This window comes from Legionella antarctica, assembly GCF_011764505.1.
Taxonomy (GTDB): domain Bacteria; phylum Pseudomonadota; class Gammaproteobacteria; order Legionellales; family Legionellaceae; genus Legionella; species Legionella antarctica.
Genome location: NZ_AP022839.1, coordinates 936,909 through 962,056, shown reverse-complemented (window position 1 = coordinate 962,056; position 25,148 = coordinate 936,909). Strand labels below are relative to the sequence as shown.

Sequence of the window (25,148 nt, the reverse complement as noted above, 5' to 3'; positions counted from 1 at the left end):
AACTTAGGTTAAAGAAAGTAGAACATTATTTATAAAAATAGAACAGACTAGTACTAAACGCTTTAAGCACTCTGTTTCTTTTATTATGCCCATAAATTGAGTATATACCTAAAAATAAAAGCGAACAATTGTATCCTGTCAGAATCGCCGGGTAAGTGTCTGCCACTGAGCCCGGACTAATCCGAGCCGCGCGCGTCAGCAAGCGGAATTATCTCGAGATGCTTATGTGGTGCATGGAACCTGCCGCACTTTAAGTAAGATTAATTCAGCCAATGATGGCATTTCAAATTTTTTAGTCACCCTATCGTAAATATACTGATAAACGTTAACTTTCAGTTTTCTGGCCGTCTGTACAATCGTGGCAAACGTATCCTTTGATTTGGTGCCATTTTGGGAGACCGTTTGGAGATTGATGTCGCGTATCCTTGCTTGAAACCGTGTCCCTAATTCAGAGGCATTGTTGTGCAATGGCAGAAATGGATGGTCTAACACCAATAATAACGCTTGTTTTTTAGCACGTGTCTTTGCAATGCGTTGATCTAAAACATCATAGCCTGTCGTGGTTGCGAACAAAGTATCAAATTGCATTGATAGTTGTTGGGCCATTGATTGAGATGGAGCCGTCTTGTAAGTCAATAATGCATGGTAGAAATCCCATAATTGCTCAAGAAATACAGCCAATATATTCTGATTCATATCTGAGAATGGAGTGAGTTTTTTATAATGACGACCTTCATGGATCCAGCACAGCGCATGATGTAGGGCCAATTTATTAAACTGAGGCGCATCATCTGTCATTAAATAATGGATGAAGTATTTCGAGTGCTGATAATAGGCAAGAGCTGCTGACTCAAGAATTATGCGTCGATTCGTGCTGTGTTTTTTTGGATTTGGAAAAAGTGTTCCCATCAAACTATCGATTGATTCACGTGTGAGGGGTTGTGCATGCAGCATTGGTTTAATTTGATCCAACCATTTTTTTGCGAGACCAAACTCATCCATTAACTCATAAGCCTCCTGATTAAACATAAACTTTAATTGGTCTCGACACAGCAACTCCAATAAGGTCAAGCGATCTTTTTTACGACGAGTGAAGTATGCTGTAAAAAAGTCATTACATAAAACATGGGTGTAGTGATTTTTGCCGTTAACACGACTGCCTGTGTCATCCATCTGCTGGTACAAGCCTGCGTTGCTACCGGCATCGACAATATCTTCTTTTTCCTGATGAAAAATATCATTGCCTTCTGTCAGCATGGAAGCAATTTTACCATGTGATATTTGAATACCACATGTTTTTAAAAAGCGCTCAATGGCGCTCTCCGTCATCCCTGCATCACGGTATAATGTGATGACCAGCGCTTTAACCCCAGGACCAAATTCACTGCCCTTATATTCGCCAGGAATCGGCGCAATAAAGGTTTTTTTCAAAGATGGTGAGTAATACGTTTCCAGCTTGAATTCAACATTATCCGTGATGATTTTTAGATCCTGGATGATTCGAATCTCAAAACCCTTGAACTTGGCGTCATCTGGCAGCGTTGCTTTGTCCAGAGCAATCGTAACACGTCTATCAATACGTACGTTTTTTTTGTCTTTGCCTGTGTTTTTATTGTTCCCTTTACCACGTTTATTGCGATCTCCTTCAGATGAATGATTGGAATTGCCTGTATTATCGCCATTGCTACCTTTGGATTGACCGCGAATATTAGGTTTGCCCTGTTCACCCTTAAGGCGGTTTATCTCATCACGTAATACTTGGTTTTCCTCTCTGAGCAAAGCATTTTCTTCGGCAAGCATTTCGACCAAATTAACCAATACCTTAATGATAGTCACGGCCTTTTTGTCGGCAAGACTATCGATATCTTTTGTTAACTCATCTAAAACTTGTTTGATTTCTTGGCGTTTCATCATCTACCACTGCGTTACTAATGCTGATACGGCAATCATAACATGACTTTTTTTGAACGCATTTTTCGAGTTTTAACGCCACTAAGGGCTAAGAAAAAATCTGACCTCAGGAGGGAGATGTTTTATTAGTGAAAGGGGCTACATTGTGATCTTGGGGATCTTAGGGCATGCATATTGCATGACTTACGTTTGATATGGAAAAACATCAGTTTTACAGAAAAACCGTGTCAATAGGTATTTTGAATATTTTTAAAGAATTCCGCTTGCTGACGCGCGCGGCTCGGATTAATCCGGACTCAGTGGCAGACACTTACCCGGCGATTCTGACAGGATACGAACAATTGAACATGTTTCCGTTATTAGTACCAAGCTGCCGTAGTTTGGGACATTTCTTTTGGAACATCAACTGTGTACGCTGCGCAATCCGAGATGACGTGCATAGCCGTCGAGCCAGGAGATTTTTGCTCATCACAGAATCTTATACATACACAGGAGCCGTTCGGGCTGAGGAGGCATTTACACTGTCTCGAAGCCTCTACGCCAAGACCAGAAAGGCTTCGAGACAGCGCTAAAGCGCTTCCTCAGCCCGAACGGATCGAGAAAAGGCACGGCTAAATTTTTAGCTTGGGCTATGAGATGATATGTCACCACACCCCGGGTTACACTTCTATTAAATTAAGGATTTTGTTCAAATTTATCTCGATCCGTTCGGGCTGAGGAGGCGTTTACGCCGTCTCGAAGCCTATGCACTAGGGCTTCGATACGAGGCTGCTGCCTCTCCTCAGCCCGAACGGTTCGGTGTAAAATCCTTAACTTAGTGGCAGTGCGCCGGGTTACAGCTATCGCTCTCACCCAAGCCGCATAGAAAGATATTTACTTCAATAAATTGATCTTTTATTTTGTCTTAATTATAAAAACTCTCTTTGCAGAATTTCTGCAATTTGCACTGCATTCGTTGCCGCTCCTTTGCGAATGTTATCTGCAACCACCCATAAGTTTAAACCACAAGGATGAGAAATATCTTCCCTGATACGTCCTATAAATACTTCATCCTGTCCTACCGCATTTTTTATTGCTGTCGGGTAACTTGCTTTACCAATATTATCAATCACTTTAACCCCTGGAGCTTTTGAAAGAAGGGTACGAGCCTGAGCTGCGGTCATTGGTTTTTTTAATTCGACATGAATCGCTTCCGAATGACCATAAATCACAGGAACCCGAACTGCAGTTGGATTAACCATGATGCGTTCATCTTCCATAATTTTACGTGTTTCCCAAACCATTTTCATTTCTTCACGGGTGTAGCCATTGTCTTCGAACTGGTCGATGTGAGGAATGGCATTAAAAGCGATTTGCTGCGGATAAACGTCAACTTTTGCTGGGCGGCCATTCAACAGATCGGCCATCTGAGCGATGAGTTCGCTGATTGCTTTTTTACCAGTGCCTGATACTGACTGATATGTAGCAACGTTAATCCGGGAAATTCCGACAGCATCATACAAAGGTTTTAAAGCAACTACCATCTGGATGGTAGAACAATTTGGATTAGCAATAATGCCTTTTTTAGTATAATCGGCAATCCGATGTGGATTCACCTCAGGTACTACTAAAGGAACATCAGCATCGTAACGAAAACAAGAAGTATTGTCTACAACCACACAGCCAGCAGCAACGGCCTTGGGTGCATACTCTTTAGATACTGATCCCCCTGCTGAAAACAAGGCTAGATCCGCTTTGCTAAAATCAAATTCAGCTAAATCCAAAACTTCTAATTGTTGATTTTTAAAAGTAACTGTTTTACCTACAGAGCGAGAGCTGGCCAAGGGATAAAGGGTCTTTACCGGGAAATTCCTTTCTTGTAATACCGTTAAAAAGGTTTCCCCAACAGCACCAGTTGCACCGACTATGGCTATATTTAATTGTCTGCTCATTATTACCTCTTTTTTTCATCATAATTATCTACATTGAGCTTTATGTCTCAAGTAATGATCCATTAATACCAGAGCCATCATTGCTTCAGCTATAGGCACAGCCCGGATTCCAACACAAGGATCATGGCGTCCTTTAGTCACGATGGTCACTTCTTCTCCCGAGGTATTAATTGTCTGCCCAGGAGTAGTAATACTCGAGGTGGGCTTTAATGCCATGCTTATTTCTATATTTTGTCCTGTAGATATTCCGCCCAAGATTCCGCCGGCATTGTTACTTAAAAATCCCTGCCGGGACATTTGATCCCGATGCTCACTACCCTGTTGGGTTACGCAACTAAAACCTGCTCCGATTTCTACTCCCTTGACGGCATTGATAGACATCATCGCAAAGGCCAGGGTCGCATCCAGTTTATCAAAAACCGGATCCCCTAGCCCAACAGGTACCCCTTTAGCGATTACTTTAACCCGAGCGCCAACCGAGTCACCCTGCCGGCGTAAACGCTCTATATAATCAGCAAGTTCTTGAATTTGTTTGTTGTTCGGGCAGAAGAACGGATTATTGTTGATTTCTGCTTCCTCTTCAAATTGCAATGCCAAATCACCCATTTGTTGTAAATAACCAACTATTTCCACATTTAAATTCCGTTGTAAATACAACCGGGCAATAGCTCCTGCAGCAACCCGTGCTGCAGTCTCTCGAGCTGATGAACGCCCACCCCCACGATAATCTCGATGAGCGTATTTATGGTGGTAAGTATAATCAGCATGCCCAGGACGAAATAAATTTTTAATTTCTTCATAATCGCTAGAACGTTGATCGCTATTGTGAATCAATAAAGTAATGGGAGCGCCGGTTGTTTTACCCTCAAAAACACCAGAGAGAATTTGCACCTTATCGTCTTCGCGTCGCTGAGTAGTGTATTTAGACTGGCCAGGTTTACGCTTATTCAGAAAAGGCTGAATATCATTCTCGTGTAAAAGCATCCCGGGTGGACAACCATCAACAATACAGCCAATGGCAGGGCCATGGCTTTCACCAAAAGTGGTTACTGAAAATAATGTTCCAATCGTATTTCCTGACATGGCCTACTCGCTTAATTAAAAAACTCTTTTAACTGTTCTTTAGTTAATAAAAATACACCCTGGCCTTCGTGACTCATCTCAAGCCAGGTAAACGGCACTAAGGGATAAGCCTCACATAAAGCGTCTTCACTGTTGCCAACTTCTACTACTAAAATACCTCCATCCTTTAGATAAGCATGGGCGTTATCAAGAATTTTTTCAACAATTGCCAAACCATTATTACTCGTTTCCAGGGCCAAAACGGGCTCATGCCTATATTCATCCGGCAAAGTCTGCATCTCTTCTTTACCCACATAAGGCGGGTTACTGACGATTAAATCATATTGCTGAGGTGGAATGTTATTAAAACAATCGGACTCGATCAAAGCAAGTTGATCACCTGCTTCCAGTTGTTCACAATTAATCGCGGCTACGGCAAGAGCTTCTGAAGAAATGTCAACAGCATCCACTTGCGCATCGGGGAAGGCATAACAACAGGCAATAGCAATACAGCCACTTCCAGTACATAAATCTAGAATGTGATGAACATTCTCAGCTTCTATCCAGGGTGAGAATTGATTATTAATTAATTCAGCTATGGGTGATCGAGGAATCAACACACGCTCATCGATATAAAATGGCAAGTCGCAAAAATAAGCTTCTTTGATTAGATAAGGAACCGGAACTCGCTGATTAATGCGCTTATCCAATTGCTGGCATAAATGTTTCTTTTCACTTGCAGTAAGCCGTGCATTGAGCAGATGAGGATCCAAATCATAAGGCAAAGCCAAACTTCTCAAAATTAGCGAACGCATATCATCCCATGCGTTATCAGTACCGTGTCCATAATACAAATGTGCTCTGGAAGCACTGGTTAAACTGAAACGTAGAAAATCAAGGATAGTAACCAGCTCTTCCGTTTCTTTCATTATATAACTACTCATTAGTGCTCCACCCGTATCGCTTTTTGAGTTTGCGATAGAAAAAGTACAAATTGTACTCTAAGTTAGAAAAGATGTCCTGCTTTCTATAACCTAAGTTATACTTTGATCATATTTATTAAATTTCTGTGAATAATGGGTGATGATTTCATGTCCGATGAGGACAAAGCTTTGTTTCGCGATCAGATGCGGTCTGTAAAGCCCTTAAACGAAAAAACCAAACGGATTAGCCGTTGCATCTCGTTATCAGCCGAAAAATCACCAAAAATACCCAACCGACGACCTGGGGTTAGTAATAAACAGCCACCTAAAAAAGAATACTATTTATCCGATTTTATTAGCGAAACCGTTTTGTCTGACACTGTTTTGTCTTATTGTAATCCCGGAGTTCCGATCAAGCGATTTCGAGCTTTAAAGAATGGTATGATCCCATGGGAGGCCAGATTGGACTTACATGGCTTAAAAACAGAAGCAGCTCGTGATTCCTTAAGTCAATTTATCCAGGCAGAGGCAAATAAGAACAAACGCTGTTTGCTTATAATTCATGGTAAAGGGGGACATCAAGGTGCCCCTCCAGTCATCAAAAATCTGGTTAATCGATGGTTACCGCAATTTGATGAAGTATTAGCCTTTCATAGCGCTCAGGCAAAGGATGGCGGGCATGGTGCTGTCTATGTTTTTTTAAAAAGAAATAGAGAAGATTTGTGACAGAAGTATCCATCACTTGCGTTAATTCACTATTCTAAGGATAATTCGCCAAATCATCCAAATTTCTCGAGTATATTATGGAACACTTAGGTCAATTTATCATGAACCACTGGCTGCTTTGGCTAGCCTTTATTGGCGTTTTAGCTTTAACTTTTATCTATGAATTAATAACACAGAAAAAGAAAGCAAAAGAACTGGCACCCCATGCTGCAGTCGCCATGATTAATAATGAAAATGCAGTAGTCATTGATTTACGCGATAAGGAAGCATTTAAAAACGGACATATTATCGATTCAATTCAAGCTGCTGTTGAAGACTTTGAACTACCCAAAATGAATAAATATAAAAACAAGAATATCATTTTAGTCTGTGCCCGTGGCTTGCAATCTCCAGCTGCTGCTGCCAAAATTCGCACCCAAGGCTATCAGCCCGTAGTTCTGGGTGGTGGTATTGCAGCATGGCAAGGTGCCGACCTTCCTTTGGTTAAGGCAAAAGGTTAATACTATGGTTCAAGTTATTATGTACAGTACAGGTTATTGCCCTTATTGCAGTAAAGCCAAAGAATTATTACACAAAAAAAATGTTGTATTTACTGAAATTCGGGTTGATTTACAGCCTGAACTACGCAACGAAATGATTGCCAAAAGCGGCAGACATACTGTGCCCCAAGTTTTCATTAATGGCCAAGCTATTGGTGGCTGCGATGATTTATATGCCCTGGAACATCAGGGGAAACTGAACCAACTTTTAAAAGGATAGAAACATCATGACTGAACAAACTAATACAGAACAGCCAAATGACGAAGCTCAATTCATGATTCAACGAATCTACGTAAAAGATTTATCCTATGAAACACCCAATACGCCAGCAGTATTCCAACAACAGTGGGAACCAGAGCTGAATCTGGATCTGAATACCACAAGTACTCAGCTTGAAAATGGTGTATTTGAAGTAGTATTAACCGTTACTGCGACTGTTGCCAATAACAAAACAACAGCCTTTCTTGTCGAAGTAAAGCAAGCAGGAATTTTCACCATTCAAGGTGCTGCAACTAACCAGCTCGAGCACTTGCTAAACAGTTTCTGCCCAAGCATTCTTTTCCCCTATGCACGTGAAGCTATTTCTTCTCAAGTTATTCGTGGCAGCTTCCCACAACTGGTTTTAGCGCCTATTAATTTTGATGCTTTATATATGCAACAATTGCAAGAGAAGAAAAATGCTGCAGGAATCAAGGAAGAACAAGCTTCTCATTAGAATGATGACTAAAGATACTATTGCCGTATTGGGTTCCGGCTCATGGGGCACTGCGGTTGCACTACATTTAGCTCAACGTGCACATCGTGTCTTGCTGTGGGGGCATAACCCACAGCATGTCGCCCTTATGAGAGAAAAGCGTGCCAATTTAAGCTATCTTCCCGACATTCACTTCCCTGATAACCTGTTCCCTGTGGACGATTTAAACCAATGCATCCGGGAAGCAGATGCTGTTATTATTGCTGTACCATCGCATGCATTTACAGATTTAGTGGCAAAAATTGAGCAACCTCCCCAGGGACTAGCCTGGCTTACTAAAGGAGTGGATCCTCTTAGTAACCGGTTATTAAGTGATCTGGTTTTCCAACGTTTTGGCGCCGATTTTCCTGTAGCCGTTATTTCAGGTCCTTCTTTTGCCAAAGAGGTCGCACGTTTTTTACCTACTGCCCTTACTTTAGCAGCCAATGATTTAACCTATCAAAAAAAAATCCATCAACTCCTCCATCACCATAACATTCGTGTTTATTTAAGTGAAGATATTATAGGAGTTCAGTTATGTGGCGCCGTCAAAAATATATTAGCTATAGCCTGTGGAATCAGTGATGGTCTAGGTTATGGTGCCAATGCAAAAGCGGCGCTAATTACTCGTGGTTTGGCGGAAATGAGTCGTTTAGGACTTAGTCTGGGCGCACGACAGGATACCTTTTCAGGTTTAGCTGGTGTAGGTGACCTGGTACTCACCTGTACGGATGATCAATCCCGCAATCGTCGCTTTGGTTTGCTGTTAGGAAAAAATGTTTCTATACCAGAGGCAGAAAAACAAATTGGACAAGTAGTAGAAGGAAAGCATAACTCAGCGCAAATCTGTGCTATCGCTAAAACAAAGCAAATAGAAATGCCTATTTGCGAACAAATCAACGCCCTTTTGGAAAATAAAATTAATGCCCAACAGGCAGTAGGGATTTTAATGAGTCGCCCCCCCAAGGAGGAATAACTGCACCTATTAGCTACCCCGTCACCCCAGGCTGCAATGCAACACCTCAAACTCAACTCCTGGCATCTACTAATTCGATATCCCGTATTAGTAACTCTTCGCCTAAAAATATCTTGCCTACAGTCTGGAATCGCTGCACGGAATCCGTTACCAAATAATTGACTTTAGCAGGGACAGTAAAATCGTTGTTGAGTAAATCCTGTTGTTCCAATAAAGCATGAAGAGATAAAGCAGTAGCCTGTGCGGAGTCAACGACAGCAACCTCACATGGCAGTAGGCTCTCAAGCAAAGGCCTAAACACAGGAAAGTGGGTACAGCCTAATAAAACAGTATCAACGTGACTCAAATCGTGCAGATAATGCTTTAAAGCCTCATGAGCTACGGAATTATTCACCATTCCTTCTTCCGCTAGAGCTACCAGCACACTACAGGCGCGACTGGTTATAAGTGCCTCCGGGAGTTGTTGCGTTATCAGTTTCTGATAGGCATGAGAAGCAATGGTCGTTTCCGTAGCTAAAACAGCAATGCGTTGACTGCTGGTTGCTGCAGCTGCTGCTGATGCGCCCGGTGTAACCACTCCCAACACGGGAATTTCCGGAAGCATATTTTGCAAATGCGGTAATGCTGCCGTGGTGGCGGTATTACAAGCAATCACTAACGCTTTAATGCGTCGCTCAACTAAAAGCCTGGCCATTTGCATGGCGTATTGTTTTACAGTATCTGGACTTTTAGTGCCATAAGGAAGGCGGGCAGTATCTCCTAAATAAACAAAGGATTCATTTGGCAAAAGGGCTCTTAATGATTTTAATACCGTTAATCCACCCATGCCTGAATCAAACACACCAATCGCCAATTGCTTGGAATTCAATTGCATTCTCCTTATTATTGTCTAGCAAAACGCAAAAAACATCAGGGCTGTTGGCGATGTTTCTTTTAAAGCACGACCTACAATCACTTGAAATACAATGCCTTTGTTAGTGCTTAAATCCCACTGAGGGCGTCTCAGGCGCGGCGCCCTCCTCTTCCCTGTCTTTTTCTGACTCAGCAACAGCCGATTTAGTTTTCATATCGCTTAGTCCTTTTTTGAACTTTTCTATTCCTTTTTCAGCACGTTCCTCTGCTTTTATATGCTCTGTCTGCCTTTTTGCCATCCCTTGGGCATCTGTTACTTTGGCCGTTACTGTATTTTCATGCTCTTTTTTATAGGACTTGTAAAGTGATTCACTGGTAAATCCGAAACGACCTCTTTCATTAGCGGGATTAAAAGGACCTGATTCTACTATTATTACATCCCGTTTAAAGCGCATATTTTTCTCATTTTTCTCCCCTAAAACAACCAATGCGGTCCATAAATGGCGCATTTCCTGTTCACTGACACCGTTCATGCGGATAGGATTCCCTTTAGAGGGGGGATTTGAGGGATCAAAACAAGCGACTATGGCCACCGCCATCCCCATGTAAAAATTCACTTTACTTTCTTTAAGTCGTGGATCTGATCCGGTCTGTCGAGAAGAGGGCAGTTGGATTTGAGTGGGAATCTGATCAACATTAAAGGTACGTTCTTCTTGTTTCTTAATTTTGCCATCTTTCAATTTGGATGGAGCGGGTGAATCTGTCTGATCATAGCTTTCAGTAAATTGGCCCTGAGCCCTAAAGGTAGTCGGGGGTTGCCCATTTATTATCGTGTGATCCATTTTGTATTCACACTTATCTCCTGGTTCCAAGCGATCACCAGTTAGAAAATTGTTGACCTTGCCTGATGAACCTAAAGATGCGGAAGCTGCAATTGAAGTAGCGGCTACAGGCGGAGCAGTCGTGATGCTATTACCTGCTTTTACAATGGAGGTGGTAAATGTAGCAGGCTCATAATAATCGTTCTTTTTACCAGCAATCGCATCATCAATGGCTTTTAAAATTCCTGATGGGCCCGACAATCTGGTTTGATAATCCTGAAAAGTCTTCAGACTCTCTTCGATAGCTATCTGTTCCTCTTGCAGATCATCTTTTAAATCACGGATTCGATTCCATCTTTCAAAGTAAAAGGGTCCTTGGGGGAGTGTCTTGGAAGTGGGGATACTTGCCAATTGGGCCTTAATTAAGGATCGGTTGCGCAATAATTTATCTACTATGGCATCACATTTATCGGCTAAATCTTCAAATTTAGCTCTCATCCCATCAGGATCATCCTTAGACTCCCTTACAAACTGAGGCGCAGCTAAGTGAGTTTGATCAACATCAGCTAAAAATTTGAGTTTATCAGCACTATCTGAAAACGATTTGCGCGCTTCGGTCATACCGTCTAACTGCTCGTTTATCATTTTTAGGGAGTTATTAAACTGAGGTGTATTTTTTCCACGCAATGGGGTCGCTAAGCTTTGAATTTTCAGCTGGTTGAATAGAATAGCCGGTAATTCATTCTGAATTCCAGTTTTTAATGACTTTATAGCCGGTTCTGAATCTTCACTAATCTTTTTAAGAAAAGCATTAACATCTTTAGAGCTCTTAAAGTATGAGTCTATCTTGTTGATGTGAGCATCAGAAAGAGCCTGTTTTTTCTCTACCCGTAAAAGCAGATCAACTAGCATTTTTTTACTGATATCAGTACTGTTAGCAGTAAAATTATATAAGCCTGCGTTATAAGCGTGTTGATTAATTATAGGATCAGCTAAAGTCTCTGCTTTAGCAGATATCAGTGCACTGCCGTCATCATTTAAATCAAATGCTCTATAAAATTCTCGATTAGGTGTAGGAATAGTACAGACAGCGCTAATTTTATCGACAAAACTTTTGTATTTATCTACATCTGTATAACTACCACCTTCATCTTTAATAATTTTATTAATGGCGACAATTTGTTTAGCATTTAAGCTTATCCCAATCCTGCAGTTTGCTAATGCTTTAGCTAGCGGCACATTATGAAGTTTTTGAAAACCAGCCAGTCTTGTATTTTCTTGTACAACCTCATTAATCCCTTTAGCATCTCTACCTAAATAGAATTTGACTGCATTAGCATCTTTGGCATGTAACAAATGACGCAATTGTTGGGGTTTTTCCAATAAAGCTTCTTGTTTTTTCTGCGGCAATTGATTTAAAGCTTTAAGTAATTCGGGACGATATAACTCACCAAATTTATCATCCTCTATATGCATTTTAAAAGCATGGTTGCGGGTCGTATTTTGGATCTTAATTCTATTTGAATTAGTTACCCAATCAACCGGATCAATACCTATTTTTATAAGCTCGCCTTTAAATTCATCCAGGGTTGCTGCTAAATTAATATTTTTTAAAGTCGCTTGATTAGCTGGAGTGTTCTCCATGCTCAGAACTTGTTCTTGAACCATCTCTACAGCTTTGGCATGACTCCATGCCTGCATTGCCTTCCACTCATCTTTATTTATCCAGTCAACATTAGTAATTCCCAACTTTCTCAATCCTGCTATAAAGTCCTCTGTAGTCTTTACAGAATTGATTTCAGAAAGAAGCTTTATATTCGCGGCACTCGTATCCAAACTACTAATAAAACGTTGAAGCAACCCCTGTCTTATTCCCGGTGCATCAAACTTTACCGCCGCTGCTATGTAATCAGATTCTCTCACGTCTTCAAAAGACCCTATAGCGTTCACCAGGTCGCTATCATTTGCATTCAATGCTGTCAGGAAGTTTTCATTTTCTTCAGTTTGAGATATGACAACTTGTAAATAACGCGCGCCTAAAATGCCAATAGAATCCTTTAAATCTGGTTCAGATAGATCGTTTTTATAAATTTCACCAAGACCCTTACGGTAATTTTCCAAAGTTGTAGCTTCTAGAGCTTCTTTTTTTCCCAGCAGTTGATCTATGGGAAGATTTTTTACGTATGTTTCAAAATTATCCTTTGCCCAAGTTTGTCTTACTTCCAGTTCACGACCCTTAAAATTATCAGATAGCAATTTATTTAACGGATGAGTTATACGAATTGGTGCTGGAGGAGAAAGTGCTTGTTGTGGAAAACCCAAGGCCTGCATAGCTGCATTTAACTCAGACTGATTGCTTGCATCTAGTAGTTGTTTTAAAGCTACTTTATCAGTAGATTTAAATATTAAGTTATTTAATAAATAGATGCTGGCAAATTGCTGAATTTGCTTTATTGCCTCATCAGGTAAAACAGCAACAGATTTATTTTGAGGAGGTACTGCAGGAACTTGGGTATTTGTTGTAGGATTGAGAACCGTTACGTTTGGAAGCCAACCTTTGGCGTTTTTTAATAAACCCAGTTCTGTTTTGTCAGCTAAATAGGCACGACACTCATCAGGATTATTAGCAAGAATAGCAATTAACACTTGATTATCGACTTTATATAAGTTAGCTCGAACTCTTTCTTCCGCAGCCTTTTGATGTAATTTGGAGAAAGAAAGTTGTGGATCAGAATCATTAGGATCCAGCAATTGGCTAGAGTCAACAGCACCTTGCATAGACAGAAACAAAGTCCAAAAAGCGTTATGGTCACTCACTGCTTTCCTAAACTCATCAGTGTTCGAAGGATCGCTTTTTAATACGGCGTCTAACGCATCATCACGCATTTTTTCGTGTTGTGCGCGTTGTGTTAAATCTGCAATTTCTGCTACCCGATAAATTGAATGAAGTGCCGTTAAAAAGCTTGAATTCATAGCCATAAATTTGCTCCGCGAATCTTGTATATGTTCATTTTAAGCTTTATTTCTTAAGTTATCCTTAAATTTTGCCACTATTTTTTCCCTACCCCTTGCATAGATCAAAACATGAACTAACTTTATTAGTAGAAGTATAGCAAGTTAAGGTAAAAAAAATGAGAATAAAAATAATCCTTATTGGGCTGATGATGACGAATGGAATCCAGGCTCAGGGCTGCATCCAGGGAGGCCAGCCTTCTCAGCCTCGTTACGTCTGTTTTGATGGAAGGACATTGGATCTGTCTGAGGTGGGGTACGTGTGGAATGCCAAAAGAGGATGCTTTATCAGCTCAGTTCCTTGCTGCGCCTACAACGCAACTCATTACGCTTTTTATGCTAATCCATCAAAAATAGGCGCATCCTATGCCCGTTGCCGACACGATTATCCTTTTCATTTGGGGCAAATGCAGACTCATTAATGACACATTATTACCTAGCCATGAGCTGCGGGTTTGGCTTTATAATTATTATCAAATCCGTTCGTAGTGAGGTGAAGGGTTAGCGCTGTCTCGACAGCACACACAAAATTCAGTTTTTACGTTTTGCATGATATGATAATGCTGCCCAATTTCTATTCATTAGCGCCTCCTTCTTCTTGCGACTCCATCCTTGTATTTGTTTTTCAGCAGCATGATGTGGTCTAATGGATTTGTACACTCCAGATAAGAGATAATCATCTTAACTGGAGGTAATAAAATGGGTGCAACGAAATATACTAAAGAATTTAAACTAGACGCTATTAGTCTTGTTTTGGAGCAGAATTATACGCAATCAGAAGCTGCACAAAGTCTGGGCATTGATTCCAGGTTGATAAGCCGGTGGATCAAAGAACACTCCAAAGAGGAAGGGCAAGCATTTAGAGGTAATGGTAAATTAACTGACGAACAACTAGAGATACGTCGTTTACGAGAAGAATTAAGACGCGTAACAATGGAAAAAGAAATATTAAAAAAGGCGACGGCCTTCTTTGCAAAAGAAATGAAGTGAAATATTCATTTATTGCCCAGAATAAGAAGGCCTGGCCAATTGACGTGATGTGTCAATTGCTGGGTGTTACAAGAAGTGGTTTTTACAATTATCTTAAATGTAATAAACCACCAGATCCATTGCATGTGGAGATGCTTGATTGGGTTAAAAAATTAGCAGAATCAAGCCATTATACTTATGGAAGCCGTCGAATGAAAAAAGCATTAAATGCATTAGGTTATCCTGTTGGGAGAAATAAAGCCCGAAATCTAATGAAGGAAGCAGGAATACACGCACGTTACAGAAAGAAATATAGGGTAACAACAAACAGCAAGCATAAGCAGCCTATATTTGAAAATGTACTTAATAGACAGTTTATTGTAGAAAAGCCTAATCAAGCTTACGCCTCCGATATTACCTATATTTGGACACAAGAGGGTTGGTTGTATTTAGCTGTTGTTATCGACTTGTTTTCAAGAAAAGTTATCGGTTGGAGTATGAGTTCGCGGATGAAGGCAAGCCTGGCTTGTGACGCCCTTAAAATGGCGCTTTGGCAACGCAAACCCAATACTGGAGTAATAACCCATTCCGATCGAGGCGTTCAATATGCGAGTAATGCTTATCGCATGCTATTAACTACTTATGGTTGCATCGGTAGTATGAGTCGTAAAGGTAACTGCTGGGATAATGCTGTTGCTGAAAGCTTTTTCGGGAGGTTAAAACAAGAGCGAGTCCAATGGCGCAATTACCAAACTCGCTTTGAGGCACAACAAGACATCCTGAATTATATTACAATGTTTTATAACAGTAACCGCTTACATTCATTCCTTGGATATAAAAGTCCAAATCAGTTTGAAAATGAGCAAATAATACAATTAAAAAAAGTCGCTTAACTGGTGTGTATCAATTTGCTTGACCACATCAGCAGCCTATAATGCCAGGATTGCGCCGCTCAATGCCGTTGAAGGGTTCATCCGCCAAATTCTTGGCTGGCGGGAATATATTCGCGGTGTGTACTGGTATTTTATGCCCGACTACAGTAAACGTAACAGCCTAAACGCGACCACACCACTGCCTGAATTTTACTGGACAGCGGAAACAAAAATGTTCTGCATGGGTGAGGCCATCCGCCAGACGCGCGACCACGCCTATTCTCACCACATACAGCGACTGATGATTACAGGTAATTTTGCATTAATTACCGGACTCAACGTAAAACAGGTTCAGGAGTGGTATCTCGCAGTGTACTCTGATGCCTACGAATGGGTGGAAATGCCCAATACATTGGGCATGGCACTGTTTAGTGATGGTGGTGTAGTAGCCAGCAAGCCGTATGCAGCGAGCGGAAAATACATTAATCGCATGAGCAATTATTGCCAGAAATGTGTCTATGATCCTGAGGTAATGATAGGCGAAAAAGCTTGTCCATTTAATGCGCTTTATTGGGATTTTTTAGCGAGACATGATGACACATTCCGTGGTAATCAGCGCATGAATTATGTTTACTCTACATGGGATAAATTTGGACAGGAAAAACAAAAATCCATTCGCGAACAAGCTGCAGTTAGCCTGCAAAAAATGGAAGAAAATAAATTATGATACCCTGTGTTATGATAAAAATGTAACGATGAGCCTTTATAATCTATTAATATAATCCAATTGCTGTTGAAGTACAGATTAAGTTGTCAACCATTCTTCTTGTAAAGTAGCCTCTTGGAGTATCTTAGTTTCCTGATAAAACATAGCGCTTATTAAAGAAATTCCTATACTCATTAACGGGTAGACAATTACTGCTAATGGATTAGCAAATACTTTAATAAGCAGGGTTACAAAAAATTGAGCGAACGACCCAAACAGTAATACGGAAACATTCACACTAAAGGATAAACAGGTTGAACGAATATCAAAGGAAAACAGCTCCGTTATTGCAGCTTGTATTGCCCCATAATATATTGAAAGTGTGAAACAAATAATACATTGAATGATAACAAGTCGCTGAAATGAAGGGGCTGTGTTCAGCCACACAAAGCAAGGATAGATTTCAATAAAACAACCAATCATGGACAGTAATAATAAATTTTTTCTTCCCACTTTATCAGATAGCCAACCAAAGCAAGGAATAAAGAAAATCATCAGACCGACACCAATCAAGGTTGAAGCATAAGCATCAGAAACATGAAGATGCAGATACAACGACACGTAAGTTGGCATAAAGGATAAAAGAACATACATCGCAACAGTGCCGCCACTAACTAGCCCTATTACTATAAATAAGTTTTTTATATTGCATCGCAATGTATGTAACAGTGAATGGGGCACTCCATTGGAGACTATTGGAATAGGATCCTTCAAATATTGCCGAATATAGAGTCCAACGGGAATTATTACCAATCCAAACAGAAAGGGAATACGCCATCCCCAAGCTTCAATTTGAGAATCTGATAAATTTTTTGCTAATGAGATACCTACAATTAAGCTTAATAGTACTGCAACCATCTGACTAAAGGTATGCATGGAACAATAAAATCCCCTTTGCTCCGGCGATGATGACTCAAATAAAATGACAGGTGAGATACCGCACTCCCCTCCTGCAGAAAACCCCTGGATGAGTCTGGCAAATAAAATAATTAATGGAGCGATGATCCCTGCTTGATTGTATGTAGGGGCAAATGAAATTAAAGCCAATGAAAGGATCATCAGTCCAATAGACCAGTTCATTGCTCTGATCCGACCATATTTATCGGCAATTACCCCCAAAACAATACCACCTAAGGGACGCATCAAAAATGCTGCTCCAAAAGTCGCGGTTATAGCTAAAAGGGAATTAAAATCGTTCGAACTTGGAAAAAAAATTTTAGCCAGGTAGACACTTAAAAAGGAATAGACAAAGTAGTCATACCATTCAATTGCATTCCCCATAATAATAGCTGTAATTTTTTTAAATGATAAAGTCTGACTCATAAAAATTTATTTCTTCTAAAGGATTAAAACATCCCACGCTAAAAGTCTCTGCCAGTTAAGCAACGTTACGTTACGTTACGTTCCTTAAATTATCAAAGGATCCGTGGACAGCCAGTATTCCCCTAATGCAGGACATACGCCTGCTGATTCAGTACCATTTTAACACGTTTCCTTAAGTTAACTCACAATAGCTTTAAATCCCGGCTTAATTATTTCTATAATAGATAGATTCAACTACCCACCTAAAGCAGTCGGCATTCATAGCATGATTTCACATAAATTAAGGTAGTCAATTTATCTTAAGAGCGTTTAAATCCCAAGTAAGTCAGGAGTGCGCCAAGAATAAAATCAAAACCAGCACTCATATAAGCAAAACTCAGATGGTGTACAAAACTCAGAGACAGACTATCGATGAATTCTGGAAAGAAGATGATGCTCACTCCTTTTAACAAAATTAGCCAGCCAATAATGGTTATTATCACCCGCCAGCTCCATTGCCAAATATTGTGACTTACCACAATTAATAACCCCAAAATCAGAGTGAAAAAGCCTGCAACAAACATCAATGGAACATCATTAATCATTTTATAAAAATACTGGGTGAACTGATGGATGTTAACAAACATAGCTAAACTGATGATAATCAGATAAATTCCAATAACCTTGCTTAAGAATTTAGAGGTATCCATGTTAGTACTCCCTGTATGTTCAATAATTACTTTGGTTGCATGGAATAATGTGCACTTTTAAAAATTGTTACAATACAGCTAACATATGAAGTATAGGATAAATTGCGTTTGGTAGAGAAACGAAAATAAAACATGGGGCAATAAATGTTATCACCCCTCTTTGGACGTCTCGCGGCATCTGATACGAAAGCTGGATAAGTCCTAAAAAGCAAGAAAAAAGAGGCTATTGATTAGTCCTTTGGTTACCAGAGGGTAATAAATAAAGGGTTAAATAAGTCAATAACTGGAATCCACCTTGCACCATATGATTTTCCTCCAAATCAAATTTCATTACGAGCTGATCTGCCAGGAAAAAAGCAAGCCAAAAGCCAAGTGAAACAATAAAGGCGATATCAGCCCGATGCATCCATATTTTGGGGTTTTTATTCAAACTGGCACAAGCCCAGCAAAAAACAACAGTGGATAGTAAAGACCAAAGCAAGATACCTATAAAAAGCAACGGAGGAATCCATTCTGGCAAAGGATACATTTTTAATGAATTGAGTATAAAAGGATAATTGGTATCTGGTGCCCAACTTTTTACAAGCAAACCATAATGAGCCAGGCCACCGACTATATCTGTCCATAAGGCAATAAACCACCATAATGTCCAAAAAATAATGATAATTTTTTTAAAGTATTCTCTACTGTTTTTTATAAACATAAGTGATCAATATGCCTTTATAGGAAGCTGAATCATAAATCTAGCAAATTTTTCTTTCAATTGACAACTATCCTTGTTCCACATAAAGTCTCAATATCTTTGGAGGATTTAAAGCATGAAATTGATAGTATTTTTTGTGTTATTTATAAGTAATGTGCTTACTTATAGCGAATCACTTAAGGTAGGAGTATTGCAATTTGCTCCACCTTTTTCATCAAAATCGGATACTACCAATCATTATTATGGTTTTGTAATTGACCTGATGAATGTTATTTGTGAGCGGCTTCATGATCAATGTGAGTTTGTGCCAATTCCCAAGAATGGCGAATTTGATGGGCTGGATAAGGGTATTATGGATGTCACATTCACACCAAGCCCGATTTCTACCTCTTCAAAATCAGACAAATATGTATTCAGCTTGCCGTATTTAGCTAGCCATGGGCAATTTTTAGCCTTGGCATCTGGCTCTTTAAACAGCGTGGGTGATATTCATCAAAAAAAGATTGGTTATTTTAAATTTATTTTCACTGATTCAGAGGTATTGCGTAAATACAACGCTAATAATACATTCATAGAATACACCGATCCTGCCGAATTATTAAATGCACTGGTGGCAAAAACCATAGATCTTATTTTGATAAATCATTATGCAGCTAAATATATGATTGGCATGAGTGGAGCAAAAGTAAAACTGATTGGCAGTAAAATTCCCATAGGAAGCGGCTATGGTGTTATTACTCTTAAACGTAATACCGTATTAATTAATAAAATAAATAACATCCTGATCGATATGGAAAAGGATGGAAGTTACTTGAACATCTATAATGAGTATTTTGGTTCCAATCCCAAACTGCCATAACTAATAACTGTTTCCCAGATTCCATTAATTCTTATAGGAAATAATATGTACAAGCTCTGTTTTCATGTTCCAGAAACTCATTTGGAGAACGTTAAACATGCTATTTTTAATGCTGGTGCTGGAAGGATGGGTCAATACAGCCATTGTTGCTGGCAAGTATGCGGTGAAGGACAATTTATGCCATTAGCTGGGAGTAACGCATTCATTGGTGACGTATGTCAATTAGAACAAGTTGCCGAGTACAAGGTAGAAACTGTTTGTGACAAATCCTGCATTGACGAGGTGATTGCCGCATTAAAATTTGCCCATCCTTATGAAGTACCTTCCTATCAGGTTTGGTCGTTAGAATCCTTTTAAATAATATCAGCAGCGACCTTGTACCAAGAAATACTTATTTGATGCGTTTTGGCAAGACACAATATAATTGACGTAATTTGGCAAGAGGTATTTCCGCTACATCCCAAATACTCCAATTGGAAGAGAATAAGTTAACTTGCATCTGGGAACCTCGATACCATGCCTCCCAAAAAGCATAAGGATTCATGTTAATACGTGAAGCCCCAGCAAGATCATTTATCTTAATACCCAAATAGAAAGAATACATTACGGGAATAATATGCCCTTCTATTGATTTTTTTTCCAACATCGTTGAGGTAAACGTTGAGACCAATAACTCGCCAAGTGGAGTTGTGTCATAATCACTTAATACATGCAGGGAATCATGAGGCATAACAAAGGTATAATTCACCCCCTCCTCCTCTCCTGGAAAATGATATTGATTGTCTTTAAACTGTTTCCAGATACCATGACCAAAGGAATCTTTGGGTAATGTGCTTAAATGTTCGTATTCCGCCACAAGCTTTGGATTTTTATTATCACCTCGATATGGAAAAAGCCAATTATCAATTTCCTTATCATCATGGAGGTCAGGAAAAAGATCGAAGCTTTCAAGATTTTTGTGCATGATGTCTTTTATTAACCATGGCATATCTCCATCCAGGGTTTTTTGTAATTGCAATAAATAATGAGGATAAAGGTTGGCAGCTTTAGCATAATCCAATACAGATTGAATTTTTTCCTGATTAATTTCACCATCCATTAAGGCAGTAACCACCAAAAAACGTAATACATACTCAGCTGTATTTTTTTCCGAAAAGCATTGCGGGAATTTCTGTGCAGTCATTGATGGCAGCATTGAAAATTCCAATTCATCTTCATGGGTAAAAACGTGCTGATAGACTGCGCGCATTGAAGAAATTTGTAATTCACTTAATGAATGTTTGCCTTGTGCGGTCGCAATGTCTTGCATCGCTGCCAGGAGATCGAAAATTTGGGCCAGGAGTAGCTTCATAATTTCTCCACTTACACTTATATTGATACAGATAAATTTATCTTAATTCAAGACAATCAATATAAACAGTATAGAATATTATCTACAACGAAACCGTTCCATACAGGAAACCGTCACCCTTTTTATTGCATTTGGAAACAACGATTCATTTCCTGGAAGAGTATGGCCCACAAACCAGACGCCATTGCCTTTAGGAATGACGCCCGGAAAGAATCCTATATAGGCTGGTTTACAAAGCAAATAGTGCCACTATTTTTTTCTAACCCTGGCCCATAGTATTAAGATTATCTGATGTGCTCAGGTAATCCACATCTTCTTTAAATGAAGCTAATTTCTGCGCCGAATTGGTTTTCAATGAAAAAATTCCCAAGGCTAGGAGAGGCAACGAAATAGGAAGAGTCAGTATTATTAGAGTGAGCGAAGCAATCAGTTTCCCCAACTCCCGATGGTTTTTTAAAACAGGGCGAGCATCCTCAGCAGCATCGAGACATCTCTGCTTGAATACAGCTTTTTTATTCTCAAGGCTCATTTCTTGATTTAATATAAACTCGGCTTTTGCTATCTTTAAGTCTCTTATTAAAGTTTTAGTTGACTGCACAGCTTGAACATAACGATAATTTTTACTCACCTTGGGTTCCATCTCTTTGAGTTTTTTGCTAAAGGTGTCAATATGCTCGTCAATATCAAAGAAATCATCCATTGCCTGCTGCCCAGCAAGGCATTGCTCTAACCTTCCATTGCTTAGCAATAAGCCATTCACTGCCTCAGGATGCTCACACATTGCATAAACCAGTACACTATCATAAGCGCCGTTTTCAATCTGGCTTAAACATAATTTTTGTTGCTCAGGTAGTAAGGTATAGGCTTTTAAAAGCAAGAGTTCTATTGATTTGGAATTTTGTTGTTCCCTTGCGATATCAAGCGCATTGTCGCCCCTCAAGTCTCTGGTAGTTATATCAGCACCTAATTCGAGTAAATCCCGAACAGCGTTATTGCGCCCTATTTTGGCGGCCAACATTAATGGTGTTTTACCGCTCTGATTTGTTGCGTCTAAAATCAATTGTATTGCATCTGGCGATTGCTTTTTAAATTCAGCGACTAAATCATCCAAGAGCAATGGATGATTTTTTGCAGCATACAGCAAGACATTTGAATTATTACCTTCTATGAGTTCGAAGCAGGATTGTTGTTGAACAGCATCCAAGGTAATGGCTTTTAACAGCAATAGTGGAATTAATTCCGGACAATATTCTATTGCTAAGTCGATAGCATTTAGCTCCCTGCGCCAGTAACCTGTTTGTTGGTAGACTTTTGCAGTTGCAGTTATACTAGCACCCCGATCAAGCAGGGTGGCCACAGCAGCAGTATGCCCTCGCATCACGGCATAATGAAGGGGGGTCTTCTGATGAGCACCTGTGCAATCTAAAATAGCGCCATTATCTAGTAAAAGCGTGACAACCTCGTTATGCCCGTTAGCTGCAGACCAATGTAAAGGGGTATTACCCTTATCGTCCACGGCATTTGCATTAGCACCTAGTCCAAGTAATAACGCTCGATAGTGTCGCTAAGCTCGTGATTGATTTTAGCCATCCATGGCTGAAATCGACTCGCAAACGCGACAAGTATGCCTCCGGCGGCCCTGGCCGTCCTGTGTCCGCTTGTTTTTTCACCCCATTCGGGGTTCAAAAACAACGCTACCCCAATGACTGACGCCTTTTCGGATGCCTTATATTTTGCCTGCGGCAAAACATCCGGCTCTAAGGCTACCAGGGACTACCAGCCTCGCTCGTTCCTCGCTTCCTTGGCTGGCAGCGACTGACTCCTTCCCTCCTGCTCTTGCAGCAATAGTTAACGCGGTTTTAGAATTCACAAATTGAGTGGAAATCAGCAGAGACTTCTCAGTTTCATCTAAAAGATCGATATATTGAGGCAAAGTTAGAGGTTCGTATTCTAGCGCATAAAGCAACGCACTGGGACAAGGGGTGTGCGCAAAAATTGCATCTTTTTGCTCTCTTAGCTCAAAAATTTCACGAATAATCCTGGGTTTTTTCGCTGTGATGTATTGGATGAGTGCGGGATAAGCAGTTGATTGCATCGCCATCTCAACATTTGTTTGTTGAGCATTAACTTGGTGTTTAAGCTCCTGGAGTTCAGTTTCCTCTTGCTGAATTTGCTCTACCAGGGGACCAATATAGTTATTTGCGATAAGCTCGACACAATAGCTTACGCTCAAATAGTCCGTATCAGCAGGTCGCATTAAACGTCCCAGAATATCCTCCAATGAAGGATTTTGGTAATGTGCTAAAGCCCATTTCTTTTCCTCTTCAGGATAGTCTTTCCAGAACTCCGTAAATTCGAATATACCCAGATTTGCTGCAACTCCGGCATTTGTATCCTGCCCTCTCTGATGCATACCTCCAGCGAGTAGAGCCTGGGCTAATTTTGATAATTCATTGCCTAAATTAGAATCATGAAGTCTTCTCTGGTTGTATTTCTTTATTAAATTATAATATTCTATAACTTCCTCAGAATGCCCCGTAACCCGCGCCAATTCGGTTGATGTTAATGGCGGAGGTAAAAATGCACCTGACCCGGGAACCATCATGAGATGAGTCATTTCCCCTGTATCACTGATAAAAGCGCGATCCAGGCAGGAGACTACAGGAATATAGAGTTCGCCATTATCTGACAAAACAAACTCATGTAATTTTAATTGGTGAATATTTTCGTATGAAACGGTTTGATGTACTTTTAAACTGGGCATCATTAAAAAATAAGGCCCTATGCCGAACTCTAGATTATTATAATCTTCTCGATCCGCCGGGAGAGGAGAGAGGATGTTTGCCAACTCAAGACACAACAAGTTGACTTCATTTACTGGCTGTTGCGTGTAACAGGCAGATGAATTAGCGATCCTTTCCCAACGCTTTGCCAGAAAAATCTCCAGGCTTTTCCCCAATTCGTCAGGGTCGGAAGATGAATCCAAGCAATTTTTCAGCTCATTCAAACTGAGTTGATTTTCAAATTTAACTAGAGCATCGGTGTTATTATCTGGATTCAAGTTATCTAACAAGTTAATATTTTTTTTTATTTTATTTTTAAAATCAGTAATTTTATCGTTAGGAAATGGCATTATCACCTCAATCAAATAAATTATAATGCATTTTAATTGATTATTATTAAGGATATATTAAGGGTTATTTTTTTCATCGGTTCGCTCAAAAAAATCAATAAATCAGCATTTTGATATCAATATGACGCTCCAGCTGTCATCCCCTGCTCTTTTAATTGAATCTTTGAGGCTTCAGTTCAGAATCTACGTTCAACAAGAACTCGGGGGTTTCGCCAACAGGTAAATAATCGATAAATTTAAATAACTCATCTCAATTGTCATTGATTAGTCTTTTGCACTATGATCACTGAAGATCAATTGAGAATTAGAGAGAGGGTGGCTGATTATACCCTCTTGTTTTAACAACAAAACGGTTTAAAATTTATGGATTATCCAATACTGTATACGTTCAGGCGATGTCCGTATGCCATCAGAGCCAGAATGGCATTAACCTATGCCAGGATTGAGGTGAATCAGCACGAGGTTGACCTTAAAAATAAGCCTCCGGAATTACTTGCAGCATCGTCTAAAGGTACTGTACCAGTCCTATTGTTTGAGGATGGTCGTGTCATTGAACAAAGCATGGATATTGTCATTTGGGCATTAAGTCAATTTGATCCTGACGGTTGGTTGAGTACAGAATTTAAAGATAAGGGTAATGAATTAATTTACTTAAATGACATCACGTTTAAACCCCTTCTGGATCATTATAAGTACCCACAAAAATCAGAGAAAAAAGATCCCTTTTACTACAGAGAAAAAGCCAAAACATACCTTGAACAATTAAATTTATTGTTGAAGAATAACGGTTACTTACTCGCTAACCGTATCAGTTTTGCTGACATCGCACTTGTTCCGTTCATCAGACAGTTTTACATGGTGGATAAGCAATGGTTTGAGGACAGTGAATATAGACACCTTCAGGCTTGGTTGCACACTTTTTTAAATTCAGAGCTGTTTCTTGGTGTGATGCATAAAAGGGTGTAACCTGGCGCATTACCTATCTCAAAATTGGGT

Annotated in this window: 23 protein-coding genes; 11 read left to right on the top strand and 12 right to left on the bottom strand. The window is 39.9% G+C overall.

Annotation, left to right across the window (positions count from 1 at the left end):
- Positions 1-222: 222 nt before the first annotated feature.
- From HRS36_RS04665 to prmB, 4 genes are all read right to left on the bottom strand, one after another.
- On the bottom strand, positions 223-1,914 hold the full coding sequence (locus HRS36_RS04665; protein ID WP_173235423.1) for an IS66 family transposase: 1,692 nt from the start codon (positions 1,912-1,914) through the stop codon (positions 223-225).
- Between the two features lie 905 nt (positions 1,915-2,819).
- A complete protein-coding gene (locus HRS36_RS04660; RefSeq protein ID WP_173236427.1) occupies positions 2,820-3,842 on the bottom strand; it encodes an aspartate-semialdehyde dehydrogenase in 1,023 nt (340 codons plus the stop codon).
- Positions 3,843-3,866: 24 nt separating this feature from the next.
- Positions 3,867-4,925 carry a chorismate synthase gene (gene aroC / locus HRS36_RS04655; RefSeq protein WP_173236426.1) on the bottom strand — a complete coding sequence of 353 codons (1,059 nt, stop codon included), beginning with the start codon at positions 4,923-4,925 and terminating at the stop codon, positions 3,867-3,869.
- Positions 4,926-4,936: 11 nt separating this feature from the next.
- A complete protein-coding gene (prmB, locus tag HRS36_RS04650; RefSeq protein ID WP_173236425.1) occupies positions 4,937-5,848 on the bottom strand; it encodes a 50S ribosomal protein L3 N(5)-glutamine methyltransferase in 912 nt (303 codons plus the stop codon).
- 132 nt (positions 5,849-5,980) lie between these two features.
- Between prmB and HRS36_RS04645 the strand changes: the two genes are divergently transcribed.
- The 5 genes from HRS36_RS04645 (at position 5,981) to HRS36_RS04625 (ending at position 8,802) form a co-directional block, all read left to right on the top strand.
- Positions 5,981-6,553: a Smr/MutS family protein gene (locus tag HRS36_RS04645; RefSeq protein WP_173236424.1), complete on the top strand. Its 573-nt coding sequence runs from the start codon at positions 5,981-5,983 to the stop codon at positions 6,551-6,553.
- A gap of 77 nt (positions 6,554-6,630) precedes the next feature.
- Complete coding sequence (locus tag HRS36_RS04640; protein ID WP_173236423.1) at positions 6,631-7,053, top strand: rhodanese-like domain-containing protein; 423 nt, start codon at positions 6,631-6,633, stop codon at positions 7,051-7,053.
- Between the two features lie 4 nt (positions 7,054-7,057).
- Complete coding sequence (gene grxC, locus HRS36_RS04635; RefSeq protein WP_173236422.1) at positions 7,058-7,312, top strand: glutaredoxin 3; 255 nt, start codon at positions 7,058-7,060, stop codon at positions 7,310-7,312.
- A 7-nt stretch (positions 7,313-7,319) separates the two neighbouring features.
- Positions 7,320-7,808: a protein-export chaperone SecB gene (gene secB, locus HRS36_RS04630; protein ID WP_173236421.1), complete on the top strand. Its 489-nt coding sequence runs from the start codon at positions 7,320-7,322 to the stop codon at positions 7,806-7,808.
- A gap of 4 nt (positions 7,809-7,812) precedes the next feature.
- Positions 7,813-8,802 (top strand): NAD(P)H-dependent glycerol-3-phosphate dehydrogenase, encoded by a 990-nt coding sequence (locus HRS36_RS04625; RefSeq protein ID WP_173238456.1) that lies wholly within the window; start codon positions 7,813-7,815, stop codon positions 8,800-8,802.
- A 52-nt stretch (positions 8,803-8,854) separates the two neighbouring features.
- Here HRS36_RS04625 and murI read toward each other — a convergent pair whose 3' ends face one another.
- Positions 8,855-9,676, bottom strand: a complete 822-nt coding sequence (gene murI, locus HRS36_RS04620) for a glutamate racemase (protein ID WP_420814316.1) — start codon at positions 9,674-9,676, stop codon at positions 8,855-8,857.
- Between the two features lie 100 nt (positions 9,677-9,776).
- Entirely contained in the window at positions 9,777-13,454 is a 3,678-nt protein-coding gene (locus tag HRS36_RS04615) for a hypothetical protein (protein WP_173236419.1), read from the bottom strand.
- Between the two features lie 152 nt (positions 13,455-13,606).
- Here HRS36_RS04615 and HRS36_RS04610 point away from each other — a divergent pair, with 152 nt between their 5' ends.
- The 3 genes from HRS36_RS04610 to HRS36_RS04600 all read left to right on the top strand — a co-directional run bounded on the left by HRS36_RS04610 (position 13,607) and on the right by HRS36_RS04600 (position 16,055).
- Entirely contained in the window at positions 13,607-13,909 is a 303-nt protein-coding gene (locus HRS36_RS04610; protein ID WP_173236418.1) for a hypothetical protein, read from the top strand.
- Positions 13,910-14,186: 277 nt separating this feature from the next.
- Positions 14,187-15,349 (top strand): IS3 family transposase gene (locus HRS36_RS04605; RefSeq protein ID WP_226905474.1). Its coding sequence is split into 2 segments (ribosomal slippage): positions 14,187-14,448 and positions 14,448-15,349, totalling 1,164 coding nucleotides; the frame shifts between segments, so codons are not numbered across the junction.
- 19 nt (positions 15,350-15,368) lie between these two features.
- Positions 15,369-16,055 carry a cryptochrome/photolyase family protein gene (locus tag HRS36_RS04600; RefSeq protein ID WP_197933210.1) on the top strand — a complete coding sequence of 229 codons (687 nt, stop codon included), beginning with the start codon at positions 15,369-15,371 and terminating at the stop codon, positions 16,053-16,055.
- A 78-nt stretch (positions 16,056-16,133) separates the two neighbouring features.
- On the opposite strand, the gene HRS36_RS04595 is transcribed toward HRS36_RS04600, so the two are convergent.
- The 3 genes from HRS36_RS04595 to HRS36_RS04585 form a co-directional block, all read right to left on the bottom strand.
- A complete protein-coding gene (locus HRS36_RS04595; RefSeq protein ID WP_173236416.1) occupies positions 16,134-17,417 on the bottom strand; it encodes an MFS transporter in 1,284 nt (427 codons plus the stop codon).
- A gap of 299 nt (positions 17,418-17,716) precedes the next feature.
- On the bottom strand, positions 17,717-18,106 hold the full coding sequence (locus HRS36_RS04590; protein ID WP_173236415.1) for a hypothetical protein: 390 nt from the start codon (positions 18,104-18,106) through the stop codon (positions 17,717-17,719).
- 223 nt (positions 18,107-18,329) lie between these two features.
- Positions 18,330-18,809: a hypothetical protein gene (locus HRS36_RS04585; protein WP_173236414.1), complete on the bottom strand. Its 480-nt coding sequence runs from the start codon at positions 18,807-18,809 to the stop codon at positions 18,330-18,332.
- A gap of 115 nt (positions 18,810-18,924) precedes the next feature.
- Here HRS36_RS04585 and HRS36_RS04580 point away from each other — a divergent pair, with 115 nt between their 5' ends.
- The gene (locus HRS36_RS04580) at positions 18,925-19,668 is read left to right on the top strand and encodes a transporter substrate-binding domain-containing protein (RefSeq protein ID WP_173236413.1); all 744 of its coding nucleotides are present in this window, start codon (positions 18,925-18,927) and stop codon (positions 19,666-19,668) included.
- 45 nt (positions 19,669-19,713) lie between these two features.
- Positions 19,714-20,025: a YqfO family protein gene (locus tag HRS36_RS04575; protein WP_173236412.1), complete on the top strand. Its 312-nt coding sequence runs from the start codon at positions 19,714-19,716 to the stop codon at positions 20,023-20,025.
- A 34-nt stretch (positions 20,026-20,059) separates the two neighbouring features.
- Here HRS36_RS04575 and HRS36_RS04570 read toward each other — a convergent pair whose 3' ends face one another.
- The 3 genes from HRS36_RS04570 to HRS36_RS04560 form a co-directional block, all read right to left on the bottom strand.
- On the bottom strand, positions 20,060-21,019 hold the full coding sequence (locus tag HRS36_RS04570) for a hypothetical protein (protein WP_173236411.1): 960 nt from the start codon (positions 21,017-21,019) through the stop codon (positions 20,060-20,062).
- A gap of 259 nt (positions 21,020-21,278) precedes the next feature.
- The gene (locus tag HRS36_RS04565) at positions 21,279-22,535 is read right to left on the bottom strand and encodes an ankyrin repeat domain-containing protein (RefSeq protein ID WP_173236410.1); all 1,257 of its coding nucleotides are present in this window, start codon (positions 22,533-22,535) and stop codon (positions 21,279-21,281) included.
- A gap of 210 nt (positions 22,536-22,745) precedes the next feature.
- The gene (locus HRS36_RS04560; protein ID WP_173236409.1) at positions 22,746-24,152 is read right to left on the bottom strand and encodes a hypothetical protein; all 1,407 of its coding nucleotides are present in this window, start codon (positions 24,150-24,152) and stop codon (positions 22,746-22,748) included.
- A gap of 363 nt (positions 24,153-24,515) precedes the next feature.
- Between HRS36_RS04560 and HRS36_RS04555 the strand changes: the two genes are divergently transcribed.
- The gene (locus tag HRS36_RS04555) at positions 24,516-25,118 is read left to right on the top strand and encodes a glutathione S-transferase (protein WP_173236408.1); all 603 of its coding nucleotides are present in this window, start codon (positions 24,516-24,518) and stop codon (positions 25,116-25,118) included.
- Positions 25,119-25,148 lie beyond the last annotated feature (30 nt).

What these genes read in the sequence shown, in the direction of transcription:
- HRS36_RS04570 (WP_173236411.1), bottom strand. Translation starts at nt 21,019, where the DNA reads ATGAAGCTACTCCTGGCCCAAATTTTCGATCTCCTGGCAGCGATGCAA.
- HRS36_RS04590 (WP_173236415.1), bottom strand. Translation starts at nt 18,106, where the DNA reads ATGGATACCTCTAAATTCTTAAGCAAGGTTATTGGAATTTATCTGATT.
- HRS36_RS04640 (WP_173236423.1), top strand. Translation starts at nt 6,631, where the DNA reads ATGGAACACTTAGGTCAATTTATCATGAACCACTGGCTGCTTTGGCTA.
- HRS36_RS04585 (WP_173236414.1), bottom strand. Translation starts at nt 18,809, where the DNA reads ATGTTTATAAAAAACAGTAGAGAATACTTTAAAAAAATTATCATTATT.
- HRS36_RS04575 (WP_173236412.1), top strand. Translation starts at nt 19,714, where the DNA reads ATGTACAAGCTCTGTTTTCATGTTCCAGAAACTCATTTGGAGAACGTT.
- HRS36_RS04615 (WP_173236419.1), bottom strand. Translation starts at nt 13,454, where the DNA reads ATGGCTATGAATTCAAGCTTTTTAACGGCACTTCATTCAATTTATCGG.
- secB (WP_173236421.1), top strand. Translation starts at nt 7,320, where the DNA reads ATGACTGAACAAACTAATACAGAACAGCCAAATGACGAAGCTCAATTC.
- HRS36_RS04595 (WP_173236416.1), bottom strand. Translation starts at nt 17,417, where the DNA reads ATGAGTCAGACTTTATCATTTAAAAAAATTACAGCTATTATTATGGGG.
- HRS36_RS04665 (WP_173235423.1), bottom strand. Translation starts at nt 1,914, where the DNA reads ATGATGAAACGCCAAGAAATCAAACAAGTTTTAGATGAGTTAACAAAA.
- prmB (WP_173236425.1), bottom strand. Translation starts at nt 5,848, where the DNA reads ATGAGTAGTTATATAATGAAAGAAACGGAAGAGCTGGTTACTATCCTT.
- HRS36_RS04610 (WP_173236418.1), top strand. Translation starts at nt 13,607, where the DNA reads ATGAGAATAAAAATAATCCTTATTGGGCTGATGATGACGAATGGAATC.
- HRS36_RS04580 (WP_173236413.1), top strand. Translation starts at nt 18,925, where the DNA reads ATGAAATTGATAGTATTTTTTGTGTTATTTATAAGTAATGTGCTTACT.
- HRS36_RS04560 (WP_173236409.1), bottom strand. Translation starts at nt 24,152, where the DNA reads ATGCCATTTCCTAACGATAAAATTACTGATTTTAAAAATAAAATAAAA.
- HRS36_RS04645 (WP_173236424.1), top strand. Translation starts at nt 5,981, where the DNA reads ATGGGTGATGATTTCATGTCCGATGAGGACAAAGCTTTGTTTCGCGAT.
- HRS36_RS04555 (WP_173236408.1), top strand. Translation starts at nt 24,516, where the DNA reads ATGGATTATCCAATACTGTATACGTTCAGGCGATGTCCGTATGCCATC.
- HRS36_RS04660 (WP_173236427.1), bottom strand. Translation starts at nt 3,842, where the DNA reads ATGAGCAGACAATTAAATATAGCCATAGTCGGTGCAACTGGTGCTGTT.
- aroC (WP_173236426.1), bottom strand. Translation starts at nt 4,925, where the DNA reads ATGTCAGGAAATACGATTGGAACATTATTTTCAGTAACCACTTTTGGT.
- grxC (WP_173236422.1), top strand. Translation starts at nt 7,058, where the DNA reads ATGGTTCAAGTTATTATGTACAGTACAGGTTATTGCCCTTATTGCAGT.
- murI (WP_420814316.1), bottom strand. Translation starts at nt 9,676, where the DNA reads ATGCAATTGAATTCCAAGCAATTGGCGATTGGTGTGTTTGATTCAGGC.
- HRS36_RS04625 (WP_173238456.1), top strand. Translation starts at nt 7,813, where the DNA reads ATGACTAAAGATACTATTGCCGTATTGGGTTCCGGCTCATGGGGCACT.